General features: G+C 63.8%; 23 protein-coding genes and 1 tRNA gene. 11 read left to right on the top strand and 13 right to left on the bottom strand.

The features are described from left to right. The first annotated feature begins 14 nt into the window (after window positions 1-14). On the top strand, window positions 15-2,951 hold the full coding sequence (locus ACCQ07_RS16065; protein WP_014090908.1) for a TonB-dependent receptor: 2,937 nt from the start codon (window positions 15-17) through the stop codon (window positions 2,949-2,951). A 370-nt stretch (window positions 2,952-3,321) separates the two neighbouring features. On the opposite strand, the gene ACCQ07_RS16060 is transcribed toward ACCQ07_RS16065, so the two are convergent. The 5 genes from ACCQ07_RS16060 to ACCQ07_RS16040 form a co-directional block, all read right to left on the bottom strand. Further along, window positions 3,322-4,374 (bottom strand): LacI family DNA-binding transcriptional regulator, encoded by a 1,053-nt coding sequence (locus ACCQ07_RS16060; protein WP_008576822.1) that lies wholly within the window; start codon window positions 4,372-4,374, stop codon window positions 3,322-3,324. 355 nt (window positions 4,375-4,729) lie between these two features. Continuing rightward, complete coding sequence (locus tag ACCQ07_RS16055; protein ID WP_372363453.1) at window positions 4,730-6,148, bottom strand: M28 family peptidase; 1,419 nt, start codon at window positions 6,146-6,148, stop codon at window positions 4,730-4,732. A gap of 123 nt (window positions 6,149-6,271) precedes the next feature. Next, window positions 6,272-6,703 (bottom strand): large-conductance mechanosensitive channel protein MscL, encoded by a 432-nt coding sequence (gene mscL / locus ACCQ07_RS16050; protein WP_003487203.1) that lies wholly within the window; start codon window positions 6,701-6,703, stop codon window positions 6,272-6,274. Window positions 6,704-6,763: 60 nt separating this feature from the next. Further along, window positions 6,764-7,477 carry a fumarylacetoacetate hydrolase family protein gene (locus tag ACCQ07_RS16045; protein WP_014090906.1) on the bottom strand — a complete coding sequence of 238 codons (714 nt, stop codon included), beginning with the start codon at window positions 7,475-7,477 and terminating at the stop codon, window positions 6,764-6,766. Between the two features lie 464 nt (window positions 7,478-7,941). Continuing rightward, window positions 7,942-8,217 (bottom strand): hypothetical protein, encoded by a 276-nt coding sequence (locus tag ACCQ07_RS16040; RefSeq protein ID WP_057681802.1) that lies wholly within the window; start codon window positions 8,215-8,217, stop codon window positions 7,942-7,944. Window positions 8,218-8,474: 257 nt separating this feature from the next. Here ACCQ07_RS16040 and ACCQ07_RS16035 point away from each other — a divergent pair, with 257 nt between their 5' ends. Next, on the top strand, window positions 8,475-8,816 hold the full coding sequence (locus ACCQ07_RS16035) for a Rieske (2Fe-2S) protein (protein WP_057681803.1): 342 nt from the start codon (window positions 8,475-8,477) through the stop codon (window positions 8,814-8,816). A gap of 60 nt (window positions 8,817-8,876) precedes the next feature. Here ACCQ07_RS16035 and ACCQ07_RS16030 read toward each other — a convergent pair whose 3' ends face one another. From ACCQ07_RS16030 to thiS, 4 genes are all read right to left on the bottom strand, one after another. After that, on the bottom strand, window positions 8,877-10,739 hold the full coding sequence (locus ACCQ07_RS16030; protein WP_071118745.1) for an SLC13 family permease: 1,863 nt from the start codon (window positions 10,737-10,739) through the stop codon (window positions 8,877-8,879). Window positions 10,740-10,776: 37 nt separating this feature from the next. Then, a complete protein-coding gene (gene trmB / locus ACCQ07_RS16025; RefSeq protein ID WP_218540620.1) occupies window positions 10,777-11,568 on the bottom strand; it encodes a tRNA (guanosine(46)-N7)-methyltransferase TrmB in 792 nt (263 codons plus the stop codon). A 255-nt stretch (window positions 11,569-11,823) separates the two neighbouring features. Next, entirely contained in the window at window positions 11,824-12,618 is a 795-nt protein-coding gene (locus ACCQ07_RS16020; protein ID WP_011348384.1) for a thiazole synthase, read from the bottom strand. Between the two features lie 49 nt (window positions 12,619-12,667). Further along, the gene (gene thiS, locus ACCQ07_RS16015; protein WP_008576838.1) at window positions 12,668-12,868 is read right to left on the bottom strand and encodes a sulfur carrier protein ThiS; all 201 of its coding nucleotides are present in this window, start codon (window positions 12,866-12,868) and stop codon (window positions 12,668-12,670) included. A 188-nt stretch (window positions 12,869-13,056) separates the two neighbouring features. On the opposite strand from thiS, the gene ACCQ07_RS16010 reads away from it, so the two are divergent. Both ACCQ07_RS16010 and ACCQ07_RS16005 read left to right on the top strand, forming a co-directional pair. Then, entirely contained in the window at window positions 13,057-14,841 is a 1,785-nt protein-coding gene (locus ACCQ07_RS16010; protein ID WP_014090904.1) for an autotransporter domain-containing esterase, read from the top strand. Window positions 14,842-14,959: 118 nt separating this feature from the next. Beyond that, window positions 14,960-15,033 (top strand) — tRNA-Gly (locus ACCQ07_RS16005). 69 nt (window positions 15,034-15,102) lie between these two features. On the opposite strand, the gene ACCQ07_RS16000 is transcribed toward ACCQ07_RS16005, so the two are convergent. Continuing rightward, the gene (locus ACCQ07_RS16000) at window positions 15,103-15,273 is read right to left on the bottom strand and encodes a hypothetical protein (protein ID WP_503254907.1); all 171 of its coding nucleotides are present in this window, start codon (window positions 15,271-15,273) and stop codon (window positions 15,103-15,105) included. Between the two features lie 313 nt (window positions 15,274-15,586). On the opposite strand from ACCQ07_RS16000, the gene ACCQ07_RS15995 reads away from it, so the two are divergent. From ACCQ07_RS15995 to ACCQ07_RS15985, 3 genes are all read left to right on the top strand, one after another. Further along, a complete protein-coding gene (locus tag ACCQ07_RS15995) occupies window positions 15,587-16,279 on the top strand; it encodes a thermonuclease family protein (RefSeq protein ID WP_372363452.1) in 693 nt (230 codons plus the stop codon). A 110-nt stretch (window positions 16,280-16,389) separates the two neighbouring features. Then, on the top strand, window positions 16,390-16,782 hold the full coding sequence (locus ACCQ07_RS15990) for a hypothetical protein (protein WP_057681806.1): 393 nt from the start codon (window positions 16,390-16,392) through the stop codon (window positions 16,780-16,782). Between the two features lie 90 nt (window positions 16,783-16,872). Continuing rightward, window positions 16,873-17,265, top strand: a complete 393-nt coding sequence (locus ACCQ07_RS15985) for an H-NS histone family protein (RefSeq protein ID WP_008576847.1) — start codon at window positions 16,873-16,875, stop codon at window positions 17,263-17,265. A 624-nt stretch (window positions 17,266-17,889) separates the two neighbouring features. Here ACCQ07_RS15985 and glgX read toward each other — a convergent pair. Beyond that, a complete protein-coding gene (gene glgX / locus ACCQ07_RS15980) occupies window positions 17,890-20,022 on the bottom strand; it encodes a glycogen debranching protein GlgX (RefSeq protein ID WP_031423887.1) in 2,133 nt (710 codons plus the stop codon). A 501-nt stretch (window positions 20,023-20,523) separates the two neighbouring features. On the opposite strand from glgX, the gene rimK reads away from it, so the two are divergent. The 4 genes from rimK to ACCQ07_RS15960 all read left to right on the top strand — a co-directional run bounded on the left by rimK (window position 20,524) and on the right by ACCQ07_RS15960 (window position 24,093). Further along, complete coding sequence (rimK, locus tag ACCQ07_RS15975) at window positions 20,524-21,411, top strand: 30S ribosomal protein S6--L-glutamate ligase (protein WP_503255977.1); 888 nt, start codon at window positions 20,524-20,526, stop codon at window positions 21,409-21,411. A 208-nt stretch (window positions 21,412-21,619) separates the two neighbouring features. Next, the gene (locus tag ACCQ07_RS15970; protein WP_039582692.1) at window positions 21,620-22,063 is read left to right on the top strand and encodes a hypothetical protein; all 444 of its coding nucleotides are present in this window, start codon (window positions 21,620-21,622) and stop codon (window positions 22,061-22,063) included. Window positions 22,064-22,088: 25 nt separating this feature from the next. Continuing rightward, the gene (locus ACCQ07_RS15965; protein ID WP_003490678.1) at window positions 22,089-22,766 is read left to right on the top strand and encodes a response regulator transcription factor; all 678 of its coding nucleotides are present in this window, start codon (window positions 22,089-22,091) and stop codon (window positions 22,764-22,766) included. After that, window positions 22,759-24,093: a sensor histidine kinase gene (locus ACCQ07_RS15960; RefSeq protein ID WP_372363450.1), complete on the top strand. Its 1,335-nt coding sequence runs from the start codon at window positions 22,759-22,761 to the stop codon at window positions 24,091-24,093. Before ACCQ07_RS15965 ends, ACCQ07_RS15960 begins: the two co-directional genes overlap by 8 nt. Before the next feature lie 69 nt (window positions 24,094-24,162). Here the strand turns inward: ACCQ07_RS15960 and coaE are convergent, their stop codons facing one another. Next, the gene (gene coaE, locus ACCQ07_RS15955; protein WP_031423884.1) at window positions 24,163-24,768 is read right to left on the bottom strand and encodes a dephospho-CoA kinase; all 606 of its coding nucleotides are present in this window, start codon (window positions 24,766-24,768) and stop codon (window positions 24,163-24,165) included. Between the two features lie 13 nt (window positions 24,769-24,781). Continuing rightward, the gene (locus ACCQ07_RS15950) at window positions 24,782-25,645 is read right to left on the bottom strand and encodes a prepilin peptidase (RefSeq protein WP_008576868.1); all 864 of its coding nucleotides are present in this window, start codon (window positions 25,643-25,645) and stop codon (window positions 24,782-24,784) included. Window positions 25,646-25,648 lie beyond the last annotated feature (3 nt).

Genomic DNA, 25,648 nt, shown 5'->3' with positions numbered 1-25,648 from the left:
CCTGGGAGGGGACCATGAACAAGCTGCATTCGAATACCCGCCATACCCCGTTGGCCGCCGCGCTCGCGGCTGCGCTCACTCTGCTTGCCGGCGGCGCAAGCGCGCAAGACACCGCCACCGCTCCAGGCGTCACCGAACTGGACAAGGTGATGGTCAAGGGCGTGCGCGGCGCGCAGGCCGAAGCTATCGAGAACAAGCGCAGCGCGGCGCAGATCATCGATTCGATTTCTGCCGAAGACATCGGCAAATTGCCCGACGTCACCATCACCGATTCGTTGCAGCGCGTGCCTGGCGTGCAGATCCGGCGGTCGGCCGGCGAAGGTTCGCAGCTCAATATCCGCGGCATGCCGCAGGTGCAGACCACCATGAACGGCGAGTTGTACCTGAGTGCAGGCGGCGGCGATCAATATGGTCAGCCGAACATCGGCCGCGCGCAGCCGGATTTCGTGGACATTCCACCCACGCTGTTCAGTGGCGTGGACGTGATCAAGTCGCCCACTGCCGCCGATCTGGATGGCGGCATCAGCGGCACGGTCTCATTGAAGACGCGGCGCCCATTCGATCTGCCGGAAGGCTGGACCTTCAGCGGCCAGGCCGAAGGCTCGTACGGCGACCGCGTGCAGAAAGCCAACGCGTTGTATTCGGGGTTGGCCAGTTTTCGCACCGCGCGTTGGGGCGCGTTGCTGGCGGTGTCGTATTCGGATGCCACGCTGGAAAACAAGCACCCCAGCGTGTATTCCAACGGCGCACAGAAATCCACCGAACAGAATGTCGGCTTCGACTTCAACGGCGATGGACGTATCGGCAGCAATACCGACCCGGGCAATCTGCCGCGCGACTACTTCTACAACTGGGTGGCGACCGAGCTGGATAACCGCAGCACCGATCGCCAGCGCACCGGCATCAATGGCTCGTTCCAGTTCAACATCAACGATTCGTGGACCGTGTTGGCGGACGCGGCCTACACCAAGCTCGAAGACCACGACACCTCGGTTGCCGCGCAGCTGCACACCGGTTGGGCGACCAATCAGTTGCAGCCGGGATCTGTGGTCGATCCCAACGGCGTGTTGGAGTACGGCAATTTTCGTTACAACCGCTTTCAGGCGCATTCGATGGCCGGGGTGGCGGATTCGGATGCGCTCAATACCAATCTGGAATTGCGTTACGACGACGGCGGCCCATTCCGTGCCTCGTTCCGCTGGGTGCATGGCGATGCGCAGCGCACCTACGACGAAGCGCGTGCCGATGCAGCAGTGACGCGCGGCGACCAGATCCCACGTGCCGGCGGCGTGACCCAGTGGGCTAACGTCAATGGCCTGCCCACCGTGGATGCATCGGTGGATTTCCGTGGCACCTACCCGGCGGTCAACCTCGCGACCGATGTGTCCAATCCAGACAATTGGCAGCTGATGTCCACCTGGGCGCAGGGCAACAAGATCGACGCCAAGATGGACGCGTTCCGCGCCGATGGCACCTTCGAGTTCGACGAGGGCGTGGTACGCGGCTTCCAGTTCGGCATTCGCTACGGTGAGCGCGATTTCAAGCTCGATACCTATCGGTATCTGTCGCCGGTGTCGTCCAGCTGTGCCGACCCGAACCGTTCGCTGTACTACTACAAGGATCCGCTGATCGTCGATACATGCAGCGGCGTGTCCGAAGCGCGCTTGCTGCCGTTCAATTCGATTCCCGGCTACTGGGCGTATTTCAACGACTTCGATCCGCTCAAGGTCACCGGCCTGGGCAGTCAGGGCCTACCGGCGATCAACCCACAGGCGATGAAAGACCCGGTTGCTTATCTCAACAGCCTGTATCCGGGCAACGTGGCGTATCAGCAGGCAGCCGATTCCTACCAGGTCACCGAAAAAACCAGCTCGGCCTATTTCATGGCCAACCTGGAAGGCGGGACCGGCACGCGCGTGCCGTGGACGGCCAACATCGGCGCGCGCATCGTGCAGACCAAGCTGGCGATCGACCAGTACCTGAGCAGCGGCAACGTCTATATCGGCAATGTCGAATGGAACGGCGTCAGTCCCGCGATCGGCACCAACCGTCTCAATCGCCAGTACACCGATGTGCTGCCCAGCGCGAACCTGTCGCTGGACGTCACCGACGCGCAGAAGCTGCGTTTCGCCTACAACAAGGCGGTTGCGCGTCAGGACCTGCCCGATCTGGGCCGTGGTCTGGTGAGCTTCTATGCGGTCAACGGCACGCCGCCGCGTAATCCGTCGCTGCCATCGGATGCGGTGCTGTTCCTCAATGGCCGTTCGGGCAATCCGGATCTGGATCCGTACCGCGCCACCAACTACAACGCCTCGTGGGAATGGTATTTCGCCGATGCCTCGTTGATCAGCGTGGGTGCGTTTCTGATCGACGTGAAGTCGTTCCCCACCACCGTTACCAATATCGAAGCCTTGCCCGATGCCGATGGCGTCGTGCGCGCGGGCGGCCCGGTCGAGCGCATCGTCAATGGCGGCGGAGGCAAGATCAAGGGCTTTGAAATCGGCTACCAGCAGGCCTTCGATTTCCTGCCGGGCTGGCTGAGCGGCTTCGGCACCAACATCAACTACACCTTCTCCGATGCCGATACCGACAACACCGATATCGACGGCAACACGCTGCCGATCGGCGACAACTCCAAGCACCAGGCCAACGCGGTGCTGTGGTATCAAAAGGACAAGCTGCAGGCGCGCGTGGCCTACAACTGGCGCAGCAAGCGCTTCAGCCAGGTCAACAGTTCCGCATGGGGCGACGAGCTGGCGATCTGGAACGACGACGTCGGCTACCTGGACGCGTCGCTGAGCTACGACGTCAACGATCACCTGACCCTGTACGCCCAGGCCACCAACCTGACTGGCGAAAGCGAACGCCGTTACGCACAGTGGACCAATCACTACTTCGACCAGAACATCTTCGAGCGTCGCTACTACGCGGGTCTGCGTTTGCGCTTCTGATGCCATGCACTGATGCAAGACACTGCTGTGCGGCACGGTGTGTCCCCGCGCCGTGCCGCACATGCGGTTGTCCTCGCTCCTCTCCGAGCGGTCCTTACGCGTTCTTCCCGTCGCCGTTTGATACGGCGCTGCAGTACGTTCGGCGGTGACGTCGAATACCCTCCCATTCGGCTACATCGTCGGGAAGCGATGTGGCCGTTTTTTTGCGTGATTGGGCGGGCGTCTGCGCAATCACGCCGGCAGTTGAATGCTGCAACTGTCAGTCTGATTGCTGTTGAAACGGCAGCGGTCGGCCGCGACGGCGCAGCGTGCGCATAGATTGAGGTGATGCGTCTATGCCGAACCGGGATGGTGATGGCGCGCTGTGGCGCTATGTCTTCGGCGGCCCTGCCGTCGAGCCACGCTTGACCAGCGTGTACTTCATCACCTGATGCACGCCGGGTGCGGTGTCGCCCTTGCGGCGTTGACGAACCGCGTCGGCCAGCAGTGACACAGCAGCACGACCCATCGCAGTGACCGGTTGGTGCACGGTGGTGAGTTCGGGCCAGATGGTGGTGGCCACCGGCGTATCGTCGAAGCCGGCGATGGAGACATCTTCGGGCACGCGCAAGCCCAGTCCGTGCGCGACCGCCACCGCTGCGGCCGCCATGTCGTCGTTGCTGCAGAAGATCGCCGTGGGTGGTGGCCGCTGCGCCAACAGGCTGCGTGCGGCCAGAAGACCGGAGTGATAGGTGAACAGGCCCTCGGCGATCAAGCCATCTGCGACCGACACGCCGGCAGCGTGCAGGCTGTCGAGATAGCCGTTGGCGCGCAGTGCGCTCGGGGTGTGTTTGGGGTCGCCCTTGATCAACGCAATGCGACGATGCCCGAGCTCGATCAGGTGGTCGACGATGGCGCGTGCGGCCTGGTAGTCGTCGATCCGCACCGAGCTGATTTGCGCCATCGGTGCGCCGCTGGCCACCGCCACGACCGGAATGCCGCGCGCATCGAGTTCCGCGATGGTCTGGCGCGAGTCGCATAACGGCGGTGGCAGGATCACCCCATCGACGCCGGCAGCGAGCAGGCGCTCGGTGGCCGCACGCTGGCTGCGGATGGCGCCGCACTTCTCCACCATGACCTGGCTGCCGGTGAGGCTGCTCTGCTCAAGCAGGCCGAGCATGAATTGATTGAGGTATGCGGCGCTCGGGTTGCTGTACAGCACGCCGATACGCAGCAGCCCGCTGGTCCGCAACGAGCGGCCGGCGAGGTTGGGCCGGTAGCCCAATGCCTGTACCGAGGCCTCCACGCGCGCGCGCATCGCTTCGCCCACATGCGGGTGACGGTTGATCACACGCGAAGCGGTCATCGGCGAGACGCCGGCGTGTTTGGCGACATCCAACAACGTCGCCGCATTGTTCGCACTGCGTTGGCGCTTGGCCACCATTGTGTGTGCTCATCCTGGAGTAAGAGCGAATGCGCGCGCTACCGGTTCGACGTGTGAAGCGACCACGAAAAACAACCGACCCATCACCTGACGCAGTACCAGCGGCGGCTGCCGGTCATCGCCGAATCCACCGCCTACGCACCGCTGCCGAGCAAGTGATGTGCCTCTACCCGGTACGACCCGCGGCCAGTGGCAGCCGCTTCATCGCAACTGCGCACTTGCCAGACGAACGCGCCGATCTGCGCAAGCAGCAGCGCCAGGCATCGTGCGATTCCTGCATGCGCCTGGCGCTTGAAAACCGGCAAATCACGGCCGAATCGAGCGTTCGGCGCATGCCCCGCATCATCCTGGCCATTCACTCGCTCGGCGGTTGCACGCTCTTCGCGCGGCTGCCGAAATCGCCATCGGCTTCTGCGGCGAGATACGCGAACACGGTGTAGGCGGCCACGTTCTGCGCGAGCGCCTTCGGGTCGATCTTGTCCAGCGTGTCGTCGGCGGTGTGGTGCAGGTCGAAGTAGTCGGTGCCATCCTGCGCCAGCCACCCCCAGGCTCCACCCTTGGCGGAAATCGGCCCGACATCCGGGCCAGGGCCGCCCTTGCCCGGTTCATACGCGATGCGCAGCGGTGCCAGCACCTCGGCAATCTGCCTGGTCGCTGCACGCGAGTCGTCCGGTGCGGCCGCGCCGGTGTTGAACGCATAGATGCGTCCGGCGCCGAAGTCGCTTTCCGCGCCGATCTGATGCAGTGCCATGTCCTTGGCATCGGTGCCATGCGCGGCGGCATACGCCTTGCCGCCGTACAGGCCTTGCTCTTCGTTGGCGAAGGCCACCACGCGGATGGTGCGCTTGGGTGGCTGCTTGAGTTGGCCGATCAGGTGGCCGGCAGCCATCGTGATCGCCACGCCGGCGCCGTCGTCGATGGCGCCGGTGCCCAGATCCCATGAATCCAGATGTCCGCCGATCACCACCACTTCCTTGGGCTTGCTGCGCCCGGTGATTTCGCCGATTACGTTGTACGAGGTGGCCGTGCCGTCCCAGCCGCAATCCAACTTCAGGCGCACGCGCGTGCTGCCCAGTGCGGTGAGCCGCGCGAGCTGGTTGGCATCGGGCACCGACAGCGCTGCAGCCGGCACCGGCGTCAGGCCCTCATCGAAACGGGTGATGCCGGTATGCGGCACGCGGTGCGAGTCGGTGCCGGCCGAGCGCATGACAAATCCAATGGCACCCTTGCGTATCGCTTCGGACGGCCCCTTGCTGCGCACGGCGCCGCCATTGCCGTAATCCTTGCCGTCGCGCGCCTTGACCATCTGGTAATCGACGAAGGCAATCTTGCCGGCCAGCGAGCCGGCTGGCGCGGCCTGCAACGCAGCCAGCGTTTCGAAACGCACCACCTCGCCCTCGACGGTGCCGCCCGGGCTGCCGCCCAATGCGGTGATGGTCAACGGCTGCGCATGCGCCCCGATCACGACAGCGTGTTCGCTGCGACGCTCCCATTTCGGAAAGGTCACCGGCTCGGTCCATACCTTGTCGAAACCCAGTGAAGCGAATTTCGCCTTGGCCCAGGCCACCGCACGTGGGTCTGCTTCGCCACCTGCAATGCGCGGGCCCACCTCGGTGGTCAACGATTGGACCACCGAAAAGCCGGTGTCATCGGCCAGCGCCTGCTCGCGTAGCTGCGCTGCGGTACGCAATGCGCTGTCGGGGATGCTGGTCTGCGCGGCAAGTGCGGAGGAGCAGGCGAGTAGGGCAGAGATGGCAACAGCGAGACGACGCATGCAGGGCGGCTCCAACGACAAGGGGACCTCGAGCTTATCAGCGCCAGGTCCCCCGTCTGCGTGCGAAAGGTCATCCTTCTGCGCGAAGTTGCGCCACAGGATGCGCCAGTTGGTTGTGCCCGCTTACAGCGCGCCCGGCGGCTTGAGCGTGTCGTTCTTGAGCGCGTCGCGAATCTCGCGCAGCAGCAGTACTTCTTCGCTCGGGCCCTTCGGCGCGTCCGGCTTGCGATGGGTCACGCGGTTGATCAACTTGACCACCAGAAAGATCGCGAAAGCGATGATCAGGAACTGCACGACGGTGTTGATGAAATCGCCGTAGCCAATAGCAACGGCCGGGATTTCCTTGCCGGTGGCATCGACGCCGGCCGGCTTGAGTACCCACGCCAGGCGCGAAAAATCCACATTGCCGATGGCCCAACCGATCGGCGGCATGATGATTTTCTCCACCAGCGCGGTGACGATCTTGCCGAACGCCGCACCGATGACCACACCGACCGCCAGGTCGATGACATTGCCGCGCATTGCGAATTGCTTGAATTCGCTGACCATTCCCATAGTGCACTCCAACTGCGGTCGCGGACCAACTGCCGCAGCCCGATCGTAGCCGGCTCGATGTCAGCCCGCGATGATGCCGTGGCGCTCGGCGACGTTCTCCAGGCGCGCACTGAACTGGTCGCCCGGCAGCAACGGGCCGACGCCGGCCGGCGTGCCCATGAAGATCAGGTCGCCTGCGCGCAGTGCGTAGAGTTTGGAAAGCTCATGCAGGATCTCCGGCACGTTCCAGATCATTTGATCCAGCAACGACTGCTGACGCACCTGGCCGTTGACCTCCAGCGACAGATTCAGCGCCTCCAGCGCGCCGACTTCGCCGGCATGCACCAGCTCGCTGATCGGTGCGGAGTGATCGAAGCCCTTCGCGATATCCCACGGCAAGCCCTTGGCCTTGGCCGCGGCCTGCAGGTCGCGACGGGTCAGATCCAGGCCCACGCCGTAGCCGTAGATCAGGCGCTCGGCCTGTTCCACCGGCAACTCGCCGGCCGGCGCATCGCTGCCCAGCGCCACCACCAGTTCCACTTCATGGTGCAGTTCCTTGGTGCCGGGCGGGTAGGGAATGCGGTCGCCGTGGCCGACCACGATGGCATCGGCAGGCTTCATGAAAAAGGTCGGCTGGCCACGCTCGGCCTTGGAGGCTGGTGCGGTGGCGCCCATCTCGCGCGCATGGTCGGCAAAGTTGCGCCCCACGCAGTAGATGCGATGCACCGGAAAACTACCACCACCCACCACAGGAATGCGCGGAACATCGGCGGCGGGAATCACATCGTGGGTCATGCGCGCATCCTCAACATACGGGCAGGTGAGTCTAGCGGTTCGCCTGTGTACGACGGAACCATGACGCTTGCATCCAGTGCATGACATGGCCGATTTGGCAGCGCTGCGAGGCCTCTGAAGCGTCGACGCGTGAGTGGCAATGGATACAACCAGACGATTGCGAACCCACCACAGGACTGGCAGCGCGCCGCTGGCGTTCGATGCGAGCGCGGTGTGCATTGATGCGGCTGTGAGAAGACGTGCGCGCAGGGCGGTGAACTGGTGCTCGAAGCAGCACCCAATGCGCCTGTGGCCCATCAGCGCAGCGCAGCACCCGGCGACATGGCACTGCTCAACGCGCGGCAAGCCGTCGCACGCCAGGTGTGGCGTGCTGGAATCAAATCATCATCGATGCAGGCATCGGCCAACCCCCGCAACTGCTGCGCAGGTCGAGACCGCGGCGCAGCGATGCAGTCGGCCAGGTGTCAGTGCGACAACGGCAACGCGGGCTTGCGCACCACGTGGTACTCGGCGTCGACCACGCGTGCCTGCTGCGGCGTGCGGCGGTTCGGCTTGCTCAACAGCTTCCAGGCGATGCCGCCCAGGATCATCGCTGCGCCAACGAACACGCTGAAGAAGATCAGCACCGCAAGGATCACCAGACCAGCCAGGCCGGCGGCAACGCGCACCAATGGGTGACGCGGCTTGCGCGGCGCAAACAGGTGATGGAAGTTGCCGAATTGGAAGAGGCGTGCAGGCATGGCGGTGGGCTGCCGGGCAGGAAACGAGGGCGCAGTATCGTTGCGGTTTCATGTCATTGAGTGAAAAGTTCGTTAATTGACACTGCAATTTGCGAAGGCGATCACGTGCGGCAGGCGGTGATGACAGCGTATGCGGCCAGTTGTGGCCGGTTGGCTGGGCATGGCGTTGTCCCGCAGTCGCCGTCTGAGGCTCCCCGTGCTGGCCAGGCGCGCATGCCACAATCCAGGCCCCATCGCCATCGTTCCCGGTTCCCTGCATGTCGTTGCCATCGCCCACCACGCTTGCCACGTTGATGCAGATTCCCGATGCCGGGTTTCTGGAAGTGGAAGCACTGCTGGACAGCGGTGCCGAATCGCTGGTGCTGTATCGCGAAGGCACCCAGGTCCGTGCGTGGTTGAATATCTGCCCGCATGCCGGCCGCCGGCTGGACTGGGCGCCGGGGCAGTTCCTGAAGACCAAGGAAGGCCAGTTGGTCTGCGCCGCGCACGGTGCGGCCTTCGAACTCAGCGGTGGCGAATGCGTCAGCGGCCCATGCCGCGGCCAATCGCTGTTTGCGGTGCCGGTGCGGGTCGAAGATGAGCAGGTGCTGCTGGGGTAAGCGCCAGCAACGATTGCCGATGACGCTTTGTCGGCCGCTCGAAAAAAGCGCAACGCCGGATCAGCGCGCCGCCCACCAGAACATCAGGTTGATCACCGATACCATCACCACGATGTAGATCAGCGACAGCGGTGCGCCCACGCGCCACAACTCGCGCGGTTGATAGTTGGCCGGGCCGGCCACCATCGAGATCACCGGGTTGGACGCGGTCATCAGGTTGTTGGACGCCGACAACGCCACGATCAGCGCGAACGCGGTGGGGTTGCCGTTGGCGGCCAGCGCCAGATTGACTGCAATGGGCACCATCACGATGGTCGCGCCCACGTGGCTGATCACCAGGGAAAAAGCTGTGGTCAACAGTGCCAGGCTGATTTCCAGCGCCCACACCGGCACGCCTTCGGGCAGGCGGTCGATGGTGTGGCCGGCAACCCAGGCCGCGGTGCCGCTGCTGTCCATGGCCCAGCCCAGCGGAATCAGCCCGGCCATCATGAAGATGGTCTTCCAGTTGATCGAGGCGTAGGCCTCGTCCATGCGCAGCACGCCGCTGACCAGCATGCAGGCCACGCCGGTCATCAGTGTCAGCGCCACCGGCAGGCGCGAGGTCAGTGCGATCAGGATGGTGAAGGCGAAGATCGCCATCGCGATCTTGAACTTGTGCGGACGCTGCTCGCCTTTGGGGAAGTCGGTCACCGGCACGAAATCGCGGCTTTCCGCCGCCTGGGCCAGGTCCTGCCAGATGCTGTGGAAGACCAGCATGTCGCCGGCGCGCAGCGGCACGTTGCGCACGTCTTCGCGGATGACCTGCTTGTCGCGGTTGATTGCCAACAGGCTGATGCCCGCCTGCTTGCGCAAGCGCAATTCGCCGGCGCTCTTGCCGATCAACCGCGAGTTCGGCGGAATCAACGCTTCGGAAATACCGGCCAGGCTGGGATTAAACAAATCGCCCAGGTTGCGCAGGCGCGAGGACATGCGCAGGAACTGGTTTTGCGCAAAGTCGGCCACTTCCTGGCGCGGGCCCATCGCGCCGAGCACGCTGCCGACCCAGATGCGCATATCGGCCGGCGGTGCCAGGCGGGTGTCGTTACCGGTCTTGAGCGCAAGCAGCAACGGTGCATCGTGCAAGGCTTCGGCCTCGCCCAGGGTCATGCCCACCAGCGGGCTTTCCGCGGTGACGGTCAGCTCGAACACATCGCCGTCGATGCCGTAGGTCTTGGCGAAATAGCTTTCGGTGCGCGAGGGCGTCACGCCTTCGTTGATCAGGCGTTCTTCTTCGATCAGCTTGCGGTCGCCGTAGAAGCGAAAGTACAGCAGTGCGGCGATCAGCAGCGCCACGCCGATCGGCAGCGGCGCGAACATCGTCAACGGCTCGATGCTGGCCATGCCCGAGGGCAGGTTGTTGTTGGCCGAGACCAGCAGGTCGTTGAGCAGGATCAGCGGCGAATTGCCCACCATGGTGAGCGCGCCGCCCATCACGATGGCCGCGGCGATCGGCAGCAGCATGCGCTGCAAGGTGAGCCCGGTGCGTGCGGCCAGGCGCGAGGCGACCGGCAGGTACAACGCCATCACCGAGGGGTTTTGCATGAACGAGGAGTTCAAGCCGGAGATGGCCAGCGTCATCATCATCAGGCGTTGCTCGCTGCCGTGCGAACGCCGCAACAGCCAGCTGGCCAACCGGTTCAACGCGCCGGTGCGCTCCAGACCCGCGCCCAGAATGGTGGTGGCGATGATGCTCATCACCGCATTACCGGAAAACCCGCCGAACAGTTCTTCCGGCGCCACTAGCCCGGTGACGCCCAAGACCACCAGCACGATCAATGCCACCACGTCGGCGCGAATGCGCTCGAACAGGAACATCGCCATCGTGAAACCGACCAGCCCGAGGACGAGCTTCATATCGTTGGTCAGCGTCAGCGCGGTGTCCATTGGGGGCCGGGATTCGTGATTCGGGAGTGGAGATTGGTTAAAAGCGCTGAAGCGTCTGGTTGCCGGGGATGCCGCTGTTACGAATCCCCAATCCCGATTCCCGGTCATAAAGCAAATCCCACACACCGTGCCCAAGCTTCTGGCCGCGCGTCTCGAAGTGGGTTTGCGGGCGCCAGGCCGGGCGTTCGACGTGGCCGCGTGGGCCGGCGCGATTGACCAGGCCCGGGGTGGCATCGAGCACGTCCCACATCTGTTCGGCGTAATCGGCCCAGTCGGTGGCCGCATGCAGGCGGCCGCCCTCGCGCAGCTTGCGCACCAGCAACTGCGCGAATGCCGGCTGGATCAGGCGGCGCTTGTTGTGCCGCTTCTTGTGCCATGGATCGGGGAAATAGATACGCACTTCGTCCAGCGCGCCGTCGGCGATTTCGTGTTCCAGCACTTCCACCGCGTCGTGGTGATACAGGCGCACATGGGGGCTGCCGTCTTCGTCCAGCGCGTTGAGCAGGCGGCCCACGCCAGGAGCATGCACCTCGATGCCGATGTAATCGCGGCTTGGGTCCTGCTGCGCGGCAAAGCGCAACGCGGCGCCATTACCGAAGCCGATCTCCAGCACCTTGTGCGCATCGCGTCCGAAGGTGGCAGCCAGATCGCGCGGCGCACCGGTGTAGTCCAGCCCGAACCGCGGCCACAGGTCGTCGAAGGCGCGTTGCTGCGCGGGGGTGAAACGGCCCTGGCGCAGCACGAAGCTGCGCACCTGCCGGCGGCCCTCTTCGATGGTGAAGGGCTTGGGCGGCATCTTGGCGCCGTCGCTGGTGAAAGGATCAGTCATGAATTAAGTCATCGGCAAAACGAAAGCCCCTCTCCCACCGGAGCGAGGAGGCACAGTTGCGCGCCATGGCGCGCGTGCCTGGGAGCGCCCACGACGCAGGCACGGGCCGGGGCGCGGAGCGGGGCAGAGGTCGGGGTGAGGGTACGGCGTGAGGGGGGGCGCTCGCAGCAACGCGCGATCTGGCCGCGGTCATATCCGGCACTCCGCACTGCCAACCATTGCGCCTCGGCTGCAATGTCAACGCAGACCGCCCACTCATCCAATCACACCATCCACCGGGCTCGACGCCGATGCATAGCGCTTGCGCGGAATCCGCCCGGCCAGGAACGCCTCGCGTCCGGCCTCGATCGCCTTGCGCATCGCGCTGGCCATCAGGATCGGGTCGCGCGCACCGGCAATGGCGGTGTTCATCAGTACGCCATCGCAGCCCAGCTCCATGGCGATTGCCGCATCCGAGGCGGTGCCCACCCCAGCGTCGACAATGATCGGCACCTTGGCGTTGTCGATGATTTCCAGCAGGTTGTACTTGTTCTGGATGCCCAGTCCCGAGCCGATCGGCGCGGCCAGCGGCATCACCGCCACGCAGCCGATCTCTTCCAGGCGCTTGGCCAGGATCGGGTCGTCGGAGGTGTAGACCATTACCTCGAAACCATCGGCGACCAGTTGTTCGGCAGCCTTGAGCGTCTGCACCACATCCGGGTACAGCGTCTTCTCGTCGCCGAGCACTTCGAGCTTGGTGAGGTTGTGGCCGTCCAGCAGTTCGCGCGCCAACCGGCAGGTGCGTACCGCCTCTTCGGCGGTGTAGCAGCCGGCGGTGTTGGGCAGCAGCGTGTAGCGCTCCGGCGGCAGCACATCCAGCAGGCTGGGTGCGTTGGGATCCTGGCCGATGTTCACCCGGCGAATGGCGACGGTGACGATTTCGGCTGCGGCGGCTTCGGTGGCCAGGCGGGTTTCGTCCAGGTCCTTGAACTTGCCGGTGCCGGTGAGCAGGCGCGAACGGTAGTGTTTGCCGGCGATGACCAGCGCATCAGAGGGGGCGGGATTCGTCATGCGGCAATTATCACCGATCGGACGCGGATGCGCCGGCTTGCGCGGCGCATCAGCCTCCGCCCAGCGCGTGCACGATTTCCACCACATCGCCCTCGCGTAATGCGTGATCTGCATGCCGTCCGCGCGGCACGATTTCGCCATTGACCTCTACCGCGACGCGGCGTTGTGCTAGGCCTTCCTGCTCCAGCAGGGTGGCCAGCGGCAAATTGTCCGGAAGCGTGCGCGGGGTGCCGTTGAGTTGGATGTTCATGTCATCATTGTTGCATCGCGTGCCGCTCCGGCGCGCGTTTTTGCGTTATGCGGCAATGCAGCGTGAGCGCGGGCGGCCAGGGTGAAACCATGTGCCATTCGCCAGCGTACGTATGCACGCCGGTCCGGTCCCACTCACTTCAAGCAGGCATTCCGATGGCTTCCACACTTCGCCCGATCCGCTCCCTGATGGCTATGGCCATCGCTATTGCGGCCGCCCCGGCCATGGCCGAGTCGGCCTTCGACCAGACCGTGTTCTTCGGCGACAGCCTCACCGACAGCGGGTATTACAACCCGCTGCTGCCGGCCGCTTCGCGCGCGGTCACCGGCAAGTTCACCACCAACCCGGGTTGGGTGTGGGCCGAATATGTCGGCGACCATTTCGGCACCAACGCCGCGCCCAACGGTAACGGCCAGACCGGCGACAACTACGCTGCCGGCGGTGCGCGCATCCAGGCCAGCTCGGTCAGCGCACTCGGCGCTGCGCCGTCGGTGACCAGCCAGATCAACACCTATCTCACCGCCAACGGCGGCCGTGCCAACCCCAATGCGCTGTACACCGTATGGGGCGGCGCCAACGACCTGCTCGCCGCGTCCCTCGCTCCGGCCCAGGCCCAGGCCATCATCGGCAGCGCAGTCACCGCCCAGGTCGGTGCCGTGGCCACCTTGCAGAATGCCGGCGCGCGTTACGTCATGGTGCCGACCATTCCGGACGTCGGCCTCACCCCGCGCTTCCGCGCCGGCGGCGCCGTGGGGATGGCGCAGGGCACCGCTGCGGCCACGGCCTATAACACCGCCTTGTTCAATGGCCTGCAGTCCGCTGGCCTGCGCGTGATTCCGGTCGACACCTTCCACATGCTGCAGGAAATCGTCGCCAACCCGGGCACCTATGGTTTCAGCAATGTCACCAGCACCGCCTGCAACCCGGCCGTGCCGTTGCCGGCCTGTAACCCGACCAGCCTGGTCGCCGCCAATGCGCAGAACACCTATGTGTTCGCCGATGGCATCCACCCGACCACGGCGGTGCACCAGATCCTGGGCGAATACGCCATCTCGTTGCTGGAAGCGCCGCGTCTGCAGCAGGTGCTGACGCATTCGGCGCAGGCCGGCGGCCGCGCGCGCGCCGACCAGGTGGCCTGGCATCTGGACGGCAAGCCGGACGCCGACGGCATGCGTTGGTGGGGCAGCGTGCGCGGCGACATGCAGCGTTACGACCACGCGGACCTGTACGACGGCATGGCGCCGGCCGGCCTGTTCGGTGTGGATTGGACTGCAGGCGACCTGGTGTTCGGTGGTTTTGCCGGTTTCGGCCGCATGGACGCCGACTTCGGTAACCGCAACGGCAGCTTCAAGCAGGACGACACCACCCTGGGCGGCTTCTTCGGCTGGTACACCGGCCCGGTGTGGGTCAATGCGCAGGTCAGCTACAGCTGGCTGAGCTACGACGTGGACCGCGAAGTCCAGCTTGGGCCAGCCACCCGCGTGCACAGCGGCTCCCCCGACGGCAGCAACCTCACCGCCGCCCTCAACGCCGGGTATTCGCTGGGCGAAGGCAACCTCAAGTACGGCCCGGTGGCCGGCCTGACCTGGCAGAAAATCAAGCTCGACGGCTATACCGAAAGCAACGACAGCGCCACCGCGCTGGGCTACGCCAATCAGGACATCGATTCGCTGGTGGGCCGCGTTGGCTTCCAGGTGCGTCTGGACGGCGCCATGGTCAAGCCGTACCTGCAGGCAACCTACGACCACGAGTTCAAGGACGGCGGCGAAGCCAGCGCCTGGCTGCAGTCGATGCCGGAAGTGGGCATGTACACCGTTCCTGGTCAGAACTTCGATCGCAACTACGCCACTGTCGTCCTGGGTGCCCGCACCGGGCTGTGGGGCTTGCAGAGCAACATCGGCCTGAGCACCACCACCGCCCAGCGTAGCGCCCGCGACGCGACCTTGTTTGTGAACTTCAGCGGCAACTTCTGAGGCGCGGCAAGCCACAGATAACTCACACGCAACATCTGAGGGCCGGGCAACCGGCCCTCGTTCTATCTGCGCACATTGCGCCGGACACCTGCGCCCGCATAAACTCTGTCAGCGCCAGGCGGGCGTAGCTCAATGGTAGAGCTGTAGCTTCCCAAGCTACTGACGTGGGTTCGATTCCCATCGCCCGCTCCATATCCGGCACGTTTTCTTGCCGAGCGCATCGCTCCGCAGTTCACTCTCCCCGATTGATGCAGCCGGTGATCAGGTGATCGGCGCTACGCGATTGCGCATCACTCTGAGCCACAGCGCATCGACGTTGGTCATCGCGCGTTCGGTGTTGGCAGCGTCCCGCGCTGTACATGACGCATCGTGCGCAACGAGCGGCGCAATGTGCATGCTGATGAAGTTCGCCTCTGGCACCCGTCTGGTCATTGCTTCGGCTGAATATCCTCCAGCGAATTTTCGCGTGTCATCAATAGCGACAGAGCGCGCTTATCTGCCTGCGCGCCATCCATCACACTGCGTGCCCGCTCTGCGCATGGAAGACATCTGAAGCCTGCACAAAGAACGAGCAAAAAGGATGGGCATCGCGGATGGATTGGCATACAGTGCCCGCCCCTGCGCTGGCATTGGTTGCCGGCGCAGATGTCAGGTTCGATGGAATGCTTGACCAGGCCGACCGGCTGCAGTTGCACTAAGGCAAGACACGCGGAGCGCAGTCTGCCGATTGGAAAGGAAGTGGCTGTTGAAGTTGTTGAAGTTGTTGAAATGCTGGGTGTTGTCGGTACTGGTGCTTATTGCTTTACCTGTAAGTGCTGCAGAGCTGGTTGGTCGTGCAACGGTGACCGATGGTGACACCATCACCGTTGCCCATCAGCGCATCCGCCTGTGGGGCCTCGATGCGCCGGAGAGCGCGCAACAGTGCAATGCACACGATGGCAGCGCCTGGCCGTGCGGCCGCCGCGCTGCAGCGGCATTGGATGGCTATCTGCTGGACAAGACCGTGCATTGCCAGCCGAAAGATACCGATCGTTATGGCCGCACGGTCGCCGAATGCTTCGTGCAGGGGCAGTCCGTCAATGCCTGGATGGTGCGCTCTGGCTGGGCGGTCGCCTATCGTCAATACGCTACCGCGTTCGAGGTAGACGAGCGCCTCGCGCAGCAGCAGCGCCGCAATCTCTGGCAGGGCGCGTTTCAGATGCCGGCAGACTACCGCCGCGACAAGAAGGCGCGGACAGCAACCACGCGCCAGGTTGCAGCATCGGCGCCAATCAACTGCAGGATCAAGGGCAATATCTCCAGTGACGGCAAGAAGATCTTTCATATGCCGGGCCAGCGCGATTATGCAAAGACGCGCATCTCGCCGGCGAAGGGCGAGCGCTTCTTCTGTTCGGTGAATGAAGCGGCCGCTGCGGGGTGGAGACCGGCGCGGCGGTGATGGCGCTGCGGCGCACCGAGGCCCGCCGGCCTCCCGGCTTCTGAATTTTCTTGCGCAGAGTCGGGGAGATCCCGATTGAGCCGGCTCTAGCGCCGCCGCATAGTGCAGGCATGACCACCCATTCCCAACTCGTCGGCGCGCTGATCAAGGGGATGCGCCGTGCCGAGTCTGCGTGGGTGGCGTCGATCGCCTACGGCGCTGGGCTGGCAAGGCACGTGCGCACCGGCCATGTCACGCCGGACAATGCAGGCAAGGTCCTGGACATGTTCGCGCTCGATCCCGAACAGATCCGCCAGCTCGGGCTGATTGGGGTGGAGGAGCTGGGCGAGGCGGTCTACCACGCCTGGTCGATCAATGCCGGCGAATTGGATCGGGTGGTGCAGTGGTTTCGCACGCCGCGGGTGGAATTCGTCGGCAAGCACTGCAGCGAACTGATCCGCGCCGGGCGAATCGGCCCGGTCCTGACCATGGCCCGCGAGCACGCCCTGCTGCGCCATCGCTGAGCGCCAGCAGACCCGCACGGGCCCGGGCGCTTTACGCTGGGCGGCCCAGCGGCAATACTCGTTGACCCGCCCATACCTCATGTTTTGCCAATGCGCCAGGATTCGCCCGCTTCACCCACCGCCGCCGCCCGGGCTCAACTGCTGGAAGAGCTGCGCAAGCTTGAGCAGGAAGAAGCGCAGCTGAAATACGCCCAGACGCTGGAAGCCTTCGACCAGGTGATCGAGGTGCTTACCCAGTTCGGCAACCGTTTCAATGCCAAGCAAAAATCCCAGATCGCCTCGCTGGCGATGACCGGCAAGACCAAGGGGCCGCTGTCTTCCACCGGCGAAGTGGTCGCCAAGTACTGGATTCCGCATTCCGGCGAAACCTGGTCCGGCCGTGGTCGTACGCCGCGCGCCTTCAAGGCCTGGGAAGGCACCAGCTCTTATAAAGAGTGGAAAGCCAATCATCCGGACAAGCGCTTCCCGCTGTATCCGGGTTGAGTCACCCCACAAGGGATGTCGAAGGCCCGCAATGGGCAAGGCGTTGCTTTTGGCCTTCGATCTTTTGGTGAATGTCTGGCGCACAGCGCCCTGCTTTGCGCGTGTTATTCCAAGACACTTGGCTGATTTCGGTGGTCTGCGGAGCCATGCCGGACTTTTGATGATCTGGCAGCGATAGATGTTGTGGTGTTTGCACGCTTCAAGTCCGGTTGGCCGCAGATTTTTTGGTGGCATCTGCTGGCTTTTGGCCGTGCAATGAACGCTCGAGTGCCGCAAGCCGCGTGTCTTCAAACCACACATTCAATTCCCGATTTCAAGCAAAACCCACGCGCTCAATCATTGCGAGAAAGCGTTCGCCGTGTTTCCCGCGCAAATCCCGGCGATGGATGCTGACCTACTGATTCCTGATCCAGGGAGCAAGCAATGAGGACGTGGCCCAACGTGAGAGATCGCACAGACTCGCTGGGGTGTTGCCATCGGCACCATGACCCTGGCCACGCGCAACCCGCGTAGCGCACGCAAGACCCCTCCGTCATTCCATCGTCGGAAACAAAAACGCTTGCTGCCTCTCCGATGCCGGTAGGAAGCAAGCATCGCTCCTGAGTGCGCGTTGCTGGGACGGCTTTACTGGTCGCTCTTGCACTCGAAGACCGACACGCTGCGCGGCGGGGCCAGGAATTCGCTGGCACCGGCCGGCATCATGTCCACTTCCAGCGCTTCGTCGGTGGAGAGCACCAGCTTCCAGTGCACCGGCTCATCGGAGGAGGGCAAGGTGAAGGTCACGCCCTCGTGATAAGCATTGATGACGATGAGCAAGGTGTCGTCATTGGCCAGTTCCTTGACCCCCGAGGTCTGCGCCTTGCCTTCCAGCAGCAGGCCCACCGAACGTGCGGCGGGGTCGGTCCAATGCGCATCGTCCATTTCGATGCCGCCCGGATTGAGCCAGGTGAGATCGCGCAGACCGGCTTCTTCGTTGTATTGGCCGTTGAGAAAGCGGCCCCGCGACAGGATCGGGTATCGCTTGCGCAGACGGGTCAGTGATTTCACGAACTCGGTCAGGCGGCCGTCGGTGGGATCGTTTTCCCAATCCAGCCAGGTGATCTCGTTGTCCTGGCAATAGGTATTGTTGTTGCCTCCCTGGGTCTGCGCGCGCTCGTCGCCGCTGAGCATCATCGGCGTGCCTTGCGATAGCAGCAGCGTGGCAAGCAGGTTCTTCATCTGCCGCTCGCGGATCTGCAACACCTCGGCGTTATCGGTGTCGCCTTCTTCGCCGTAGTTGCATGAGCCATCGTTGGACGAACCGTCGCGATTGTCCTCGCCGTTATCGATGTTGTGCTTTTCGTTGTAGCTGACCAGATCGCGCAGGGTGAAGCCATCGTGTGCGGTGATGAAGTTCACCGATGCCCACGGGCGCCGGCCGCGGCGATCGAATAGATCGGCCGAACCGGTGAAGCGGGTCGCAAATTCCGCCAGCTTGCCGTCTTCGCCTTTCCAGAATTCGCGCGCATTGTCGCGGAACTTGTCGTTCCACTCCGACCAACCCGGCGGGAAGTGGCCTACCTGATAACCACCTGGGCCGCAGTCCCACGGCTCGGCAATCAGCTTGACTTCCGACAGCAGCGGGTCCTGGTTGCAGGCATCCAGGAAGCCGCCACGTTGATCGAAGCCACTCGGCTCGCGGCCAAGAATGGTGGCCAGATCGAAGCGGAAACCATCCACATGCATTTCGCCGGCCCAGTAGCGCAGCGAATCGTTGACGAACTGGATCACCCGCGAATTGCTCAGATTCAGCGTATTTCCGGTCCCGGTATCGTTGATGTAGTAGCGCTTGTCGTCGGCCAGGCGGTAATAGCTGGCGTTGTCGATGCCCTTGAAGGACAAGGTCGGCCCCAGCTCGCTGCCTTCGGCGGTGTGGTTGTAGACCACGTCCAGAATCACTTCCAGACCCTGCTTGTGCATGGCCTTGACCATGTCGCGGAATTCATCGCGATGTCCGCTGGACAGGTAACGCGACTTCAGCGCAAAAAAGCCGATGGTGTTGTAGCCCCAGTAATTACGTAGCCCCTTGTCGAGCAGATGCTGGTCGTCCAGGTAGGCGTGTACCGGCAACAGCTCCACCGCGGTGATGCCCAGGTCCTTGATGTACTGGAGTACCTGCGGCTGGGCCAGGCCGGCGAAGGTGCCGCGCACCGCCTCGGGTACCTGCGGATTGCGCATCGTGTAGCCGCGCACATGGGTTTCGTAGATGACCGTCTCATTCCACGGCTTGAGCAGGCGCGTGTCGTCTCCCCAGTCGTAGGTGTCTTCTACCACCACGCACTTGGGCATGAAGGGTGCGCTATCGCGCTCGTCGAAGCTCAGGTCGCCATCGGGATGACCCACCGTGTAGCCGTAGAGCTCGTCGGACCAGATCAGGTCGCCATCCAGCTCGCGCGCATACGGGTCCAGCAACAGCTTGTTGTGATTGAAGCGATGACCTTCGGTCGGCGCATAGGGACCATGTACGCGATAGCCATAGCGCTGGCCCGGCTTGGCATCGGGAAGATACCCGTGCCAGATTTCGTTGGTGTACTCCGGCAGGTCGACGCGGGTTTCGTTGCCCTGTTCGTCGAACAGGCACAGCTCGACACGCGTGGCATGCGCGGAAAACAGCGCGAAGTTGGTGCCCTTGCCGTCGAAGACGGCACCGCGTGGGAACGGGCGCCCCTGACGGATGCGGGAGGGATTGGCATAGGCCGCGCTTGCTGGACGTCGCATGGAGAGTCTCGGATGCGCCGGCACGCCGGCATTGAGGGGCCTCAAGCATTGCGTCTACAGCTGTGCAAAACGCGTTACGGCAACAGGGGTGTGGCGTGAGGGCGGCCGTCGGAATCGTTGACGTGGCGTGCCCTCGCAACGTCCCGTCGGCGCGCACGCGCGCCACAGTGCGGCCATGCGCAAGCAATCGGGCAAGGCCACCGACGGGTTGCGATCTGGATAAGGCACGCGCGAAGTGCGTTGCGCAACCACGCGTCTGCGTTGCTTGAGCGACGCGCCAACGCCCTGCTAGCATCGATCCGGTTGAGGCCGTGCAGCCACAGCGTTGTTGGACTTGTCGCGGTACTTCGCTCTTTCATTCTCGGGGCCGTCGCAGTCGGCCTGATCGCAGCGTACATCGCGGGCCTGCCGCGAACGCGCAATCGGCCTGCACTGTACGGACTTGGGTCACTTCGTCATCAGACTCTGCCCATGTCCAAGCCGCGCCGCGTACCCGCCGCGATGAAAATCGCCATCCTTTCCCGCAACAGCAAGCTGTATTCGACCCGGCGGCTGATCGAAGCCGGACGCAAGCGCGGGCACACCGTGCGCATCCTCGACCCGTTGCGCTGCTACATGCGCATCGCCGCCGACGGCTTCAGCCTGCACTACAAGGGCAAGGCGATCACCGGCTTCGATGCGGTGATCCCGCGCATCGGCGCCTCGGTCACCCGCTATGCCACCGCAGTGCTGCGCCAGCTCGAGTTCATGGGCACCTACACGCCCAACCCGTCGGACGCCATCCTGCGCTCGCGCGACAAACTGCGCGCGCACCAATTGTTGGCCGCGCAGGGCATCGACATGCCGGTCACCGTCTTCGGCGACAACCCCGACGACACCCAGGACCTGCTCTCCATGCTCGGCCCGCCGCCGCATGTGGTGAAGTTGAATGAGGGGGCGCAAGGCGCCGGGGTGATCCTGACCGAAAAGGCCAGCGCCTCGCGCGGCGTGGTCGAAGCGCTGCGCGGGCTGTACGCCAACTTCATCGTGCAGGAGTTCATCGGTGAAGCCGAAGGGGCCGACCTGCGCTGTTTCGTGGTCGGCGACAAGGTCGTCGCAGCAATGCGCCGCCAGGCGGCCGAAGGCGATTTCCGGTCCAATCTGCACCTGGGTGGCACTGCAGCCGTGGCCGAGGCAACCGAGCAGGAGCAGGAGGTGGCGGTGCGCTCGGCACGCGCCTTGGGCCTGGCAGTGGCAGGGGTCGACCTGATCCGGTCAAAACGCGGCCCACTGGTACTGGAGGTCAACTCCACCCCAGGTTTGGAAGGAGTGGAAGGCGTGTGCGGCGTGGACGTCGCCGCGGCGATTGTCCAGCACCTTGAGCAGTCCGTCCGCCGATCGGCCGGCTAACGGCTTTACCAAAAAATTAACGAAAATCTAATTACGGCCTCGCTAGCCTCTCCCGACCGTAGCTCCGCTCTCGGCAGTGACGGTGATCGGGATGAACTTTTGGCCCAAGTGCGGTGTCGCACTTGGGCCTTTTTATGGACGGCTTGCCGCTGTAGGGGTTCGCGTCTACATTCGCCAATGTTAAATCGGTCGGGCAAGGAGGCGTCGCATGGCAAAACGATGGAGTGTTACGGGACTGCTGCTCGCGACGGGCCTGATGAGCGGTCATGCATCGGCGGTGGTGCTCGATCTGGACAAGCCGTTCGAGCCTCAGGCGGCGCAGGTCCGTACCGATCTTGCCGACGGCGAGAAGTACTCCGAGATCAGTCAGGATGAGCGCGCTAAGGTGAACGCTGCGCTGGATCGAATCGAAGCAGCATTCCAGACGCAGCCAGATATCCAGGCACTGCAGCCAGAGCAATTGGCAGCGGTTCGCAACGATCAGGAGCTCGTCACCCGAATTTTGACCAAGGCACGCGAAGATAGCCGGCTGATTTGTCGGCGCGAGCGCGCGACTGGGTCGCAGATGAGTACGAAACAGTGCATGACGGCTGCCCAGCGGCGCCGTCAGACCACGGTGAGTCAAGACGAAATTTCTCGGCGCCAGCGCTAAAAACAGCTTAACGAACGAGGTTCCAGTGCGAATTCTAGTAATTGAAGACAACAGCGATATCGCCGCAAATCTCGGCGATTACCTCGAAGACCGTGGTCATACGGTGGACTTCGCCGCCGACGGGGTGACTGGCCTCCACCTTGCCGTGGTGCACGAGTTCGACGCCATCGTGCTCGACCTCAACCTGCCTGGCATGGATGGCATCGAAGTCTGCCGCAAGCTGCGTAACGAGGCGCGCAAGCAGACCCCGGTGTTGATGCTGACCGCGCGCGACTCGCTGGACAACAAGCTGGCCGGCTTCGACTCCGGCGCCGACGACTATCTGATCAAGCCGTTCGCGCTGCAGGAAGTGGAGGTACGCCTCAACGCGCTGTCGCGTCGCGGCAAGGGTGTGCACACCCGCGTGCTGGAAACCGGCGATCTGGAATACAACCTGGATACGCTGGAAGTGCGTCGCCGCGGCAAGCTGCTGCAACTCAACCCGACTGCGCTGAAGATCCTGCAGGCGCTGATGGAAGCCTCGCCGGCGGTGGTTACGCGCCAGGAACTGGAAACCCGCGTGTGGGGCGAAGAACTGCCCGATTCGGATTCGTTGCGCGTGCATATCCACGGCCTGCGCGCCGTGGTCGACAAGCCGTTCGATGTGCCGATGATCCAGACCCGCCACGGCATCGGCTACCGCATCGCCTCGCCCGATGCCTGAAAGTACGGGCGAGACGCGGCCGGCGCGCAGGCGCGGCCGCTATCGGCGGCGCCTGCGCAGCCGCATCATCCTGTCGTTCGTGTTGTTGGGCTTCTGCCTGACAACGCTGTTCGCCTTCGCCACCAACTGGGCGCGCTCGCGCGTGGAAAACCAGTTGGTGGAAGACGTGATGAACCGCAACATCGACGCCTTCGCGCAACGCTTTTACTCCGATCCGATGCGCAATCCCGATCTGCCCCTGCAGCAGATGCGCGGGCGCGTGGTCAAAAGCGACAAGTTCGAAGCGCTGCGCCGCGAACAACCGGAGTGGTACCAGCTGCCCGACGGCATCCACACCATCACCGGCGTCGACGAAAGCGGCAATACCTATTCGTACAAGCTGGCGGTGCGCAAAACGCCGAGCGAATGGTTCTTCCTGGCCTACGACATGACCCAGGCGTTGAAGGGCGAAATCCAGCTCAAGCGCACCCTGATCTTGTCGGTATTGGTGTTCAGCGGGTTTTCGCTGCTGATCGGCTGGTGGTCTGCGTCCAAGGTGATGCGCCCGGTCTCCGATCTGGCTGCGCGCCTGCGGGCCTATCGTGGCGGCACCAGCCAACCCAAACCGCTGGCGGCGCATTTTCCGGACGACGAAGTCGGCCAGCTGGCCGAAGCGCTGGACGACTACTCGGCGCGTCTGACCGAAGTGGTGCAGCGCGACCGCGAATTCAACGCCGACGTCAGTCACGAACTGCGCACGCCGCTGGCGGTGATCCGCGGCGCTACCGAGCTGCTGCTGACCAAACCGAACCTGGACGAAAAGGTGTTGCAGCGGCTGCAACGCATCCAGCGCGCCGAGCAGCAATGCAGCGATTTGATCGGCTCGCTGCTGTTGCTCTCGCGCAACGAGCGCGGGCAGGGCAGCAGCAATGTCGCCAAGGTGGCCGAACAACTGATCGACTCGCACCGCGCGCAGCTCGGTGGAAAACCCCTGGAGCTCGTGCTGGAAGGCGTGCGCGATCTGGTCATCGAGGCCCCAGAATCGGCCCTGTCGGTCGCGCTCGGCAACCTGATCGGCAACGCCGTCAAATACACCCAGGATGGCCAGGTGCGCGTGCGCGTGCTGGGCGATGCAGTGGAAGTGATCGATTCGGGCCCCGGCCTGAGCGAAGAAGACGCCGCCAAACTGTTCCAACGCGGCTACCGCGGCACCCACGCCGGCCACTCGCAAGGCGGCGGCATCGGCTTGTCGATCGTCAGTCGTCTTTGTGATCTGTACGGCTGGCGGGTCAGCGTACGGCCAGGGCAGGAGCGGGGCGTGATTGCGACATTGGCGTTTCATCGCTAGGTCGGCATTGCGACCTGTCATGTTTTGCGCTCCCGTCGGTGGGGTGCGCGGAATTACAGGAATGACGCGCTAATTCGTACGCTGGCGATAGCGCGCATCGAGCTCGTGCGCCGTTCGAATCAGATGCGCCGGCTGGCCATCGTTGACCACGACATCGTCCGCCAGCGCAAGACGCTGCTCGCGGGACGCCTGCGCAGCGATCATCTGATCCGCCAATTCCGGCGTGCTTCCATCGCGGCGCATCAATCTTGCATGTTGCAGTTCGACTGGCGCATCGATCACCAGCACGCGATCCAACCAGGGATAGGCTGCGCGGCCACCCGCCTCGGTGAGCAAAGGGATCGCGACGATGGCATAAGGACCTTCAGCCGCCTGTGCCGCGCGCTGCAACTCTGCACGGATAGCCGGATGCGTAATTGCTTCGAGCGCTTTGCGTTGCGTCAGATCTGCGAAAACAATTTTGCGCAGCGCGGAGCGATCCAGCGTGCCATCCGGCAGCAGGATGCCTGGTCCAAAGTAGTCGATGATGCAATCGAGAACAGGACCCGGCATGACGACCTGCCGCGCTACCACATCGGCATCGATGACCGGTACACCCAGCTTCTCGAACTCCACCGCCAGCGCGCTCTTGCCGGAGGCGATGCCGCCCGTAAGGCCGACGATGAAATCGCTCATCGTCGCGCCAGGGTCAACGCAGGCCTGCGAAGTGCAGGTAGCCGTCCACCAGGTCGTTGCCCCAAAAGAACACCACCCAGCCGGCAATGGCCAGGTAGGGGCCGAACGGGATCGGGGTGGCGCGATCGCGGCCCTTGGCGACCAGCCAGATCGAGCCGAGGATGGCGCCGACCAGCGAGGAGATCAGGATGATGGGCAGGATGCCCTTCAGGCCGCACCAGGCACCGAGCGCGGCCAGCAGCTTGAAATCGCCATGGCCCATGCCCTCCTTGCCGGTGAGCTGCTTGAACAGCCACCACACCGTCCATAGCGACACATAGCCAACCGCCGCGCCCAACAGGGCGGGCTTGGCCGGCATGTAGAGGTTGTCCATCGAGCCGACCAAACCCAACCACATCAGCGGCAGAGTCAGCTGGTCAGGCAGCAGCTTGTGCCGTAGGTCGATGCCGGACATCGCCACCAGGAAGCAGCTCAACACGATCGCGCCGAAGCCCTGCCAGCCAAAGCCGAAGCGCCACACGCTGGCCACGCACAGGATCGAGGTGAGCAACTCGACCAATGGATATTGAATCGAGATCGGCTTGCCGCTATAGCGCGACTTGCCGCGCAGCATGACCCAGCTCAGGACCGGAATATTCTCCCACCACTTGAGCTTGTCGCCTGTCACCGGGTCGTGCGAGGGCTCCACCACGATCCCCGGCGGTGGCGGCTCGTAAATGTCCGGCAGCTCCAGAATCTCGCGCGCATCGCGCCGCCACTGCCACTCCATGCGCTTGGGCAAGCGCAGGATCACCACGTTCAGGAAGCTGCCGATCAGCAGTCCCAGTCCAGCCGCGGCAGGAAAGCCGAGACCGGGATGCTGGTCGAGAAATGCCATTAC

Source organism: Xanthomonas sp. NCPPB 3583 (genome assembly GCF_041475715.2).
Classification (GTDB): Bacteria; Pseudomonadota; Gammaproteobacteria; order Xanthomonadales; family Xanthomonadaceae; genus Xanthomonas; species Xanthomonas euvesicatoria.
The sequence above is the reverse complement of the archived record's forward strand: the minus strand, read 5'-3'. Positions and strand labels throughout refer to the sequence as shown.

Coding starts and splice junctions, on each gene's coding strand:
- mscL (WP_003487203.1), bottom strand. CDS start 6,703: ATGGGAATGGTCAGCGAATTCAAGCAATTCGCAATGCGCGGCAATGTC.
- ACCQ07_RS16020 (WP_011348384.1), bottom strand. CDS start 12,618: ATGACGAATCCCGCCCCCTCTGATGCGCTGGTCATCGCCGGCAAACAC.
- ACCQ07_RS16035 (WP_057681803.1), top strand. CDS start 8,475: ATGTCGTTGCCATCGCCCACCACGCTTGCCACGTTGATGCAGATTCCC.
- ACCQ07_RS15985 (WP_008576847.1), top strand. CDS start 16,873: ATGCGCCAGGATTCGCCCGCTTCACCCACCGCCGCCGCCCGGGCTCAA.
- coaE (WP_031423884.1), bottom strand. CDS start 24,768: ATGAGCGATTTCATCGTCGGCCTTACGGGCGGCATCGCCTCCGGCAAG.
- ACCQ07_RS16030 (WP_071118745.1), bottom strand. CDS start 10,739: ATGGACACCGCGCTGACGCTGACCAACGATATGAAGCTCGTCCTCGGG.
- ACCQ07_RS16045 (WP_014090906.1), bottom strand. CDS start 7,477: ATGACCCACGATGTGATTCCCGCCGCCGATGTTCCGCGCATTCCTGTG.
- trmB (WP_218540620.1), bottom strand. CDS start 11,568: ATGACTGATCCTTTCACCAGCGACGGCGCCAAGATGCCGCCCAAGCCC.
- rimK (WP_503255977.1), top strand. CDS start 20,524: ATGAAAATCGCCATCCTTTCCCGCAACAGCAAGCTGTATTCGACCCGG.
- ACCQ07_RS15950 (WP_008576868.1), bottom strand. CDS start 25,645: ATGGCATTTCTCGACCAGCATCCCGGTCTCGGCTTTCCTGCCGCGGCT.
- glgX (WP_031423887.1), bottom strand. CDS start 20,022: ATGCGACGTCCAGCAAGCGCGGCCTATGCCAATCCCTCCCGCATCCGT.
- thiS (WP_008576838.1), bottom strand. CDS start 12,868: ATGAACATCCAACTCAACGGCACCCCGCGCACGCTTCCGGACAATTTG.
- ACCQ07_RS16000 (WP_503254907.1), bottom strand. CDS start 15,273: ATGACCAGACGGGTGCCAGAGGCGAACTTCATCAGCATGCACATTGCG.
- ACCQ07_RS16055 (WP_372363453.1), bottom strand. CDS start 6,148: ATGCGTCGTCTCGCTGTTGCCATCTCTGCCCTACTCGCCTGCTCCTCC.
- ACCQ07_RS15990 (WP_057681806.1), top strand. CDS start 16,390: ATGACCACCCATTCCCAACTCGTCGGCGCGCTGATCAAGGGGATGCGC.
- ACCQ07_RS16040 (WP_057681802.1), bottom strand. CDS start 8,217: ATGCCTGCACGCCTCTTCCAATTCGGCAACTTCCATCACCTGTTTGCG.
- ACCQ07_RS16010 (WP_014090904.1), top strand. CDS start 13,057: ATGGCTATGGCCATCGCTATTGCGGCCGCCCCGGCCATGGCCGAGTCG.
- ACCQ07_RS15970 (WP_039582692.1), top strand. CDS start 21,620: ATGGCAAAACGATGGAGTGTTACGGGACTGCTGCTCGCGACGGGCCTG.
- ACCQ07_RS16065 (WP_014090908.1), top strand. CDS start 15: ATGAACAAGCTGCATTCGAATACCCGCCATACCCCGTTGGCCGCCGCG.
- ACCQ07_RS15960 (WP_372363450.1), top strand. CDS start 22,759: ATGCCTGAAAGTACGGGCGAGACGCGGCCGGCGCGCAGGCGCGGCCGC.
- ACCQ07_RS16060 (WP_008576822.1), bottom strand. CDS start 4,374: ATGGTGGCCAAGCGCCAACGCAGTGCGAACAATGCGGCGACGTTGTTG.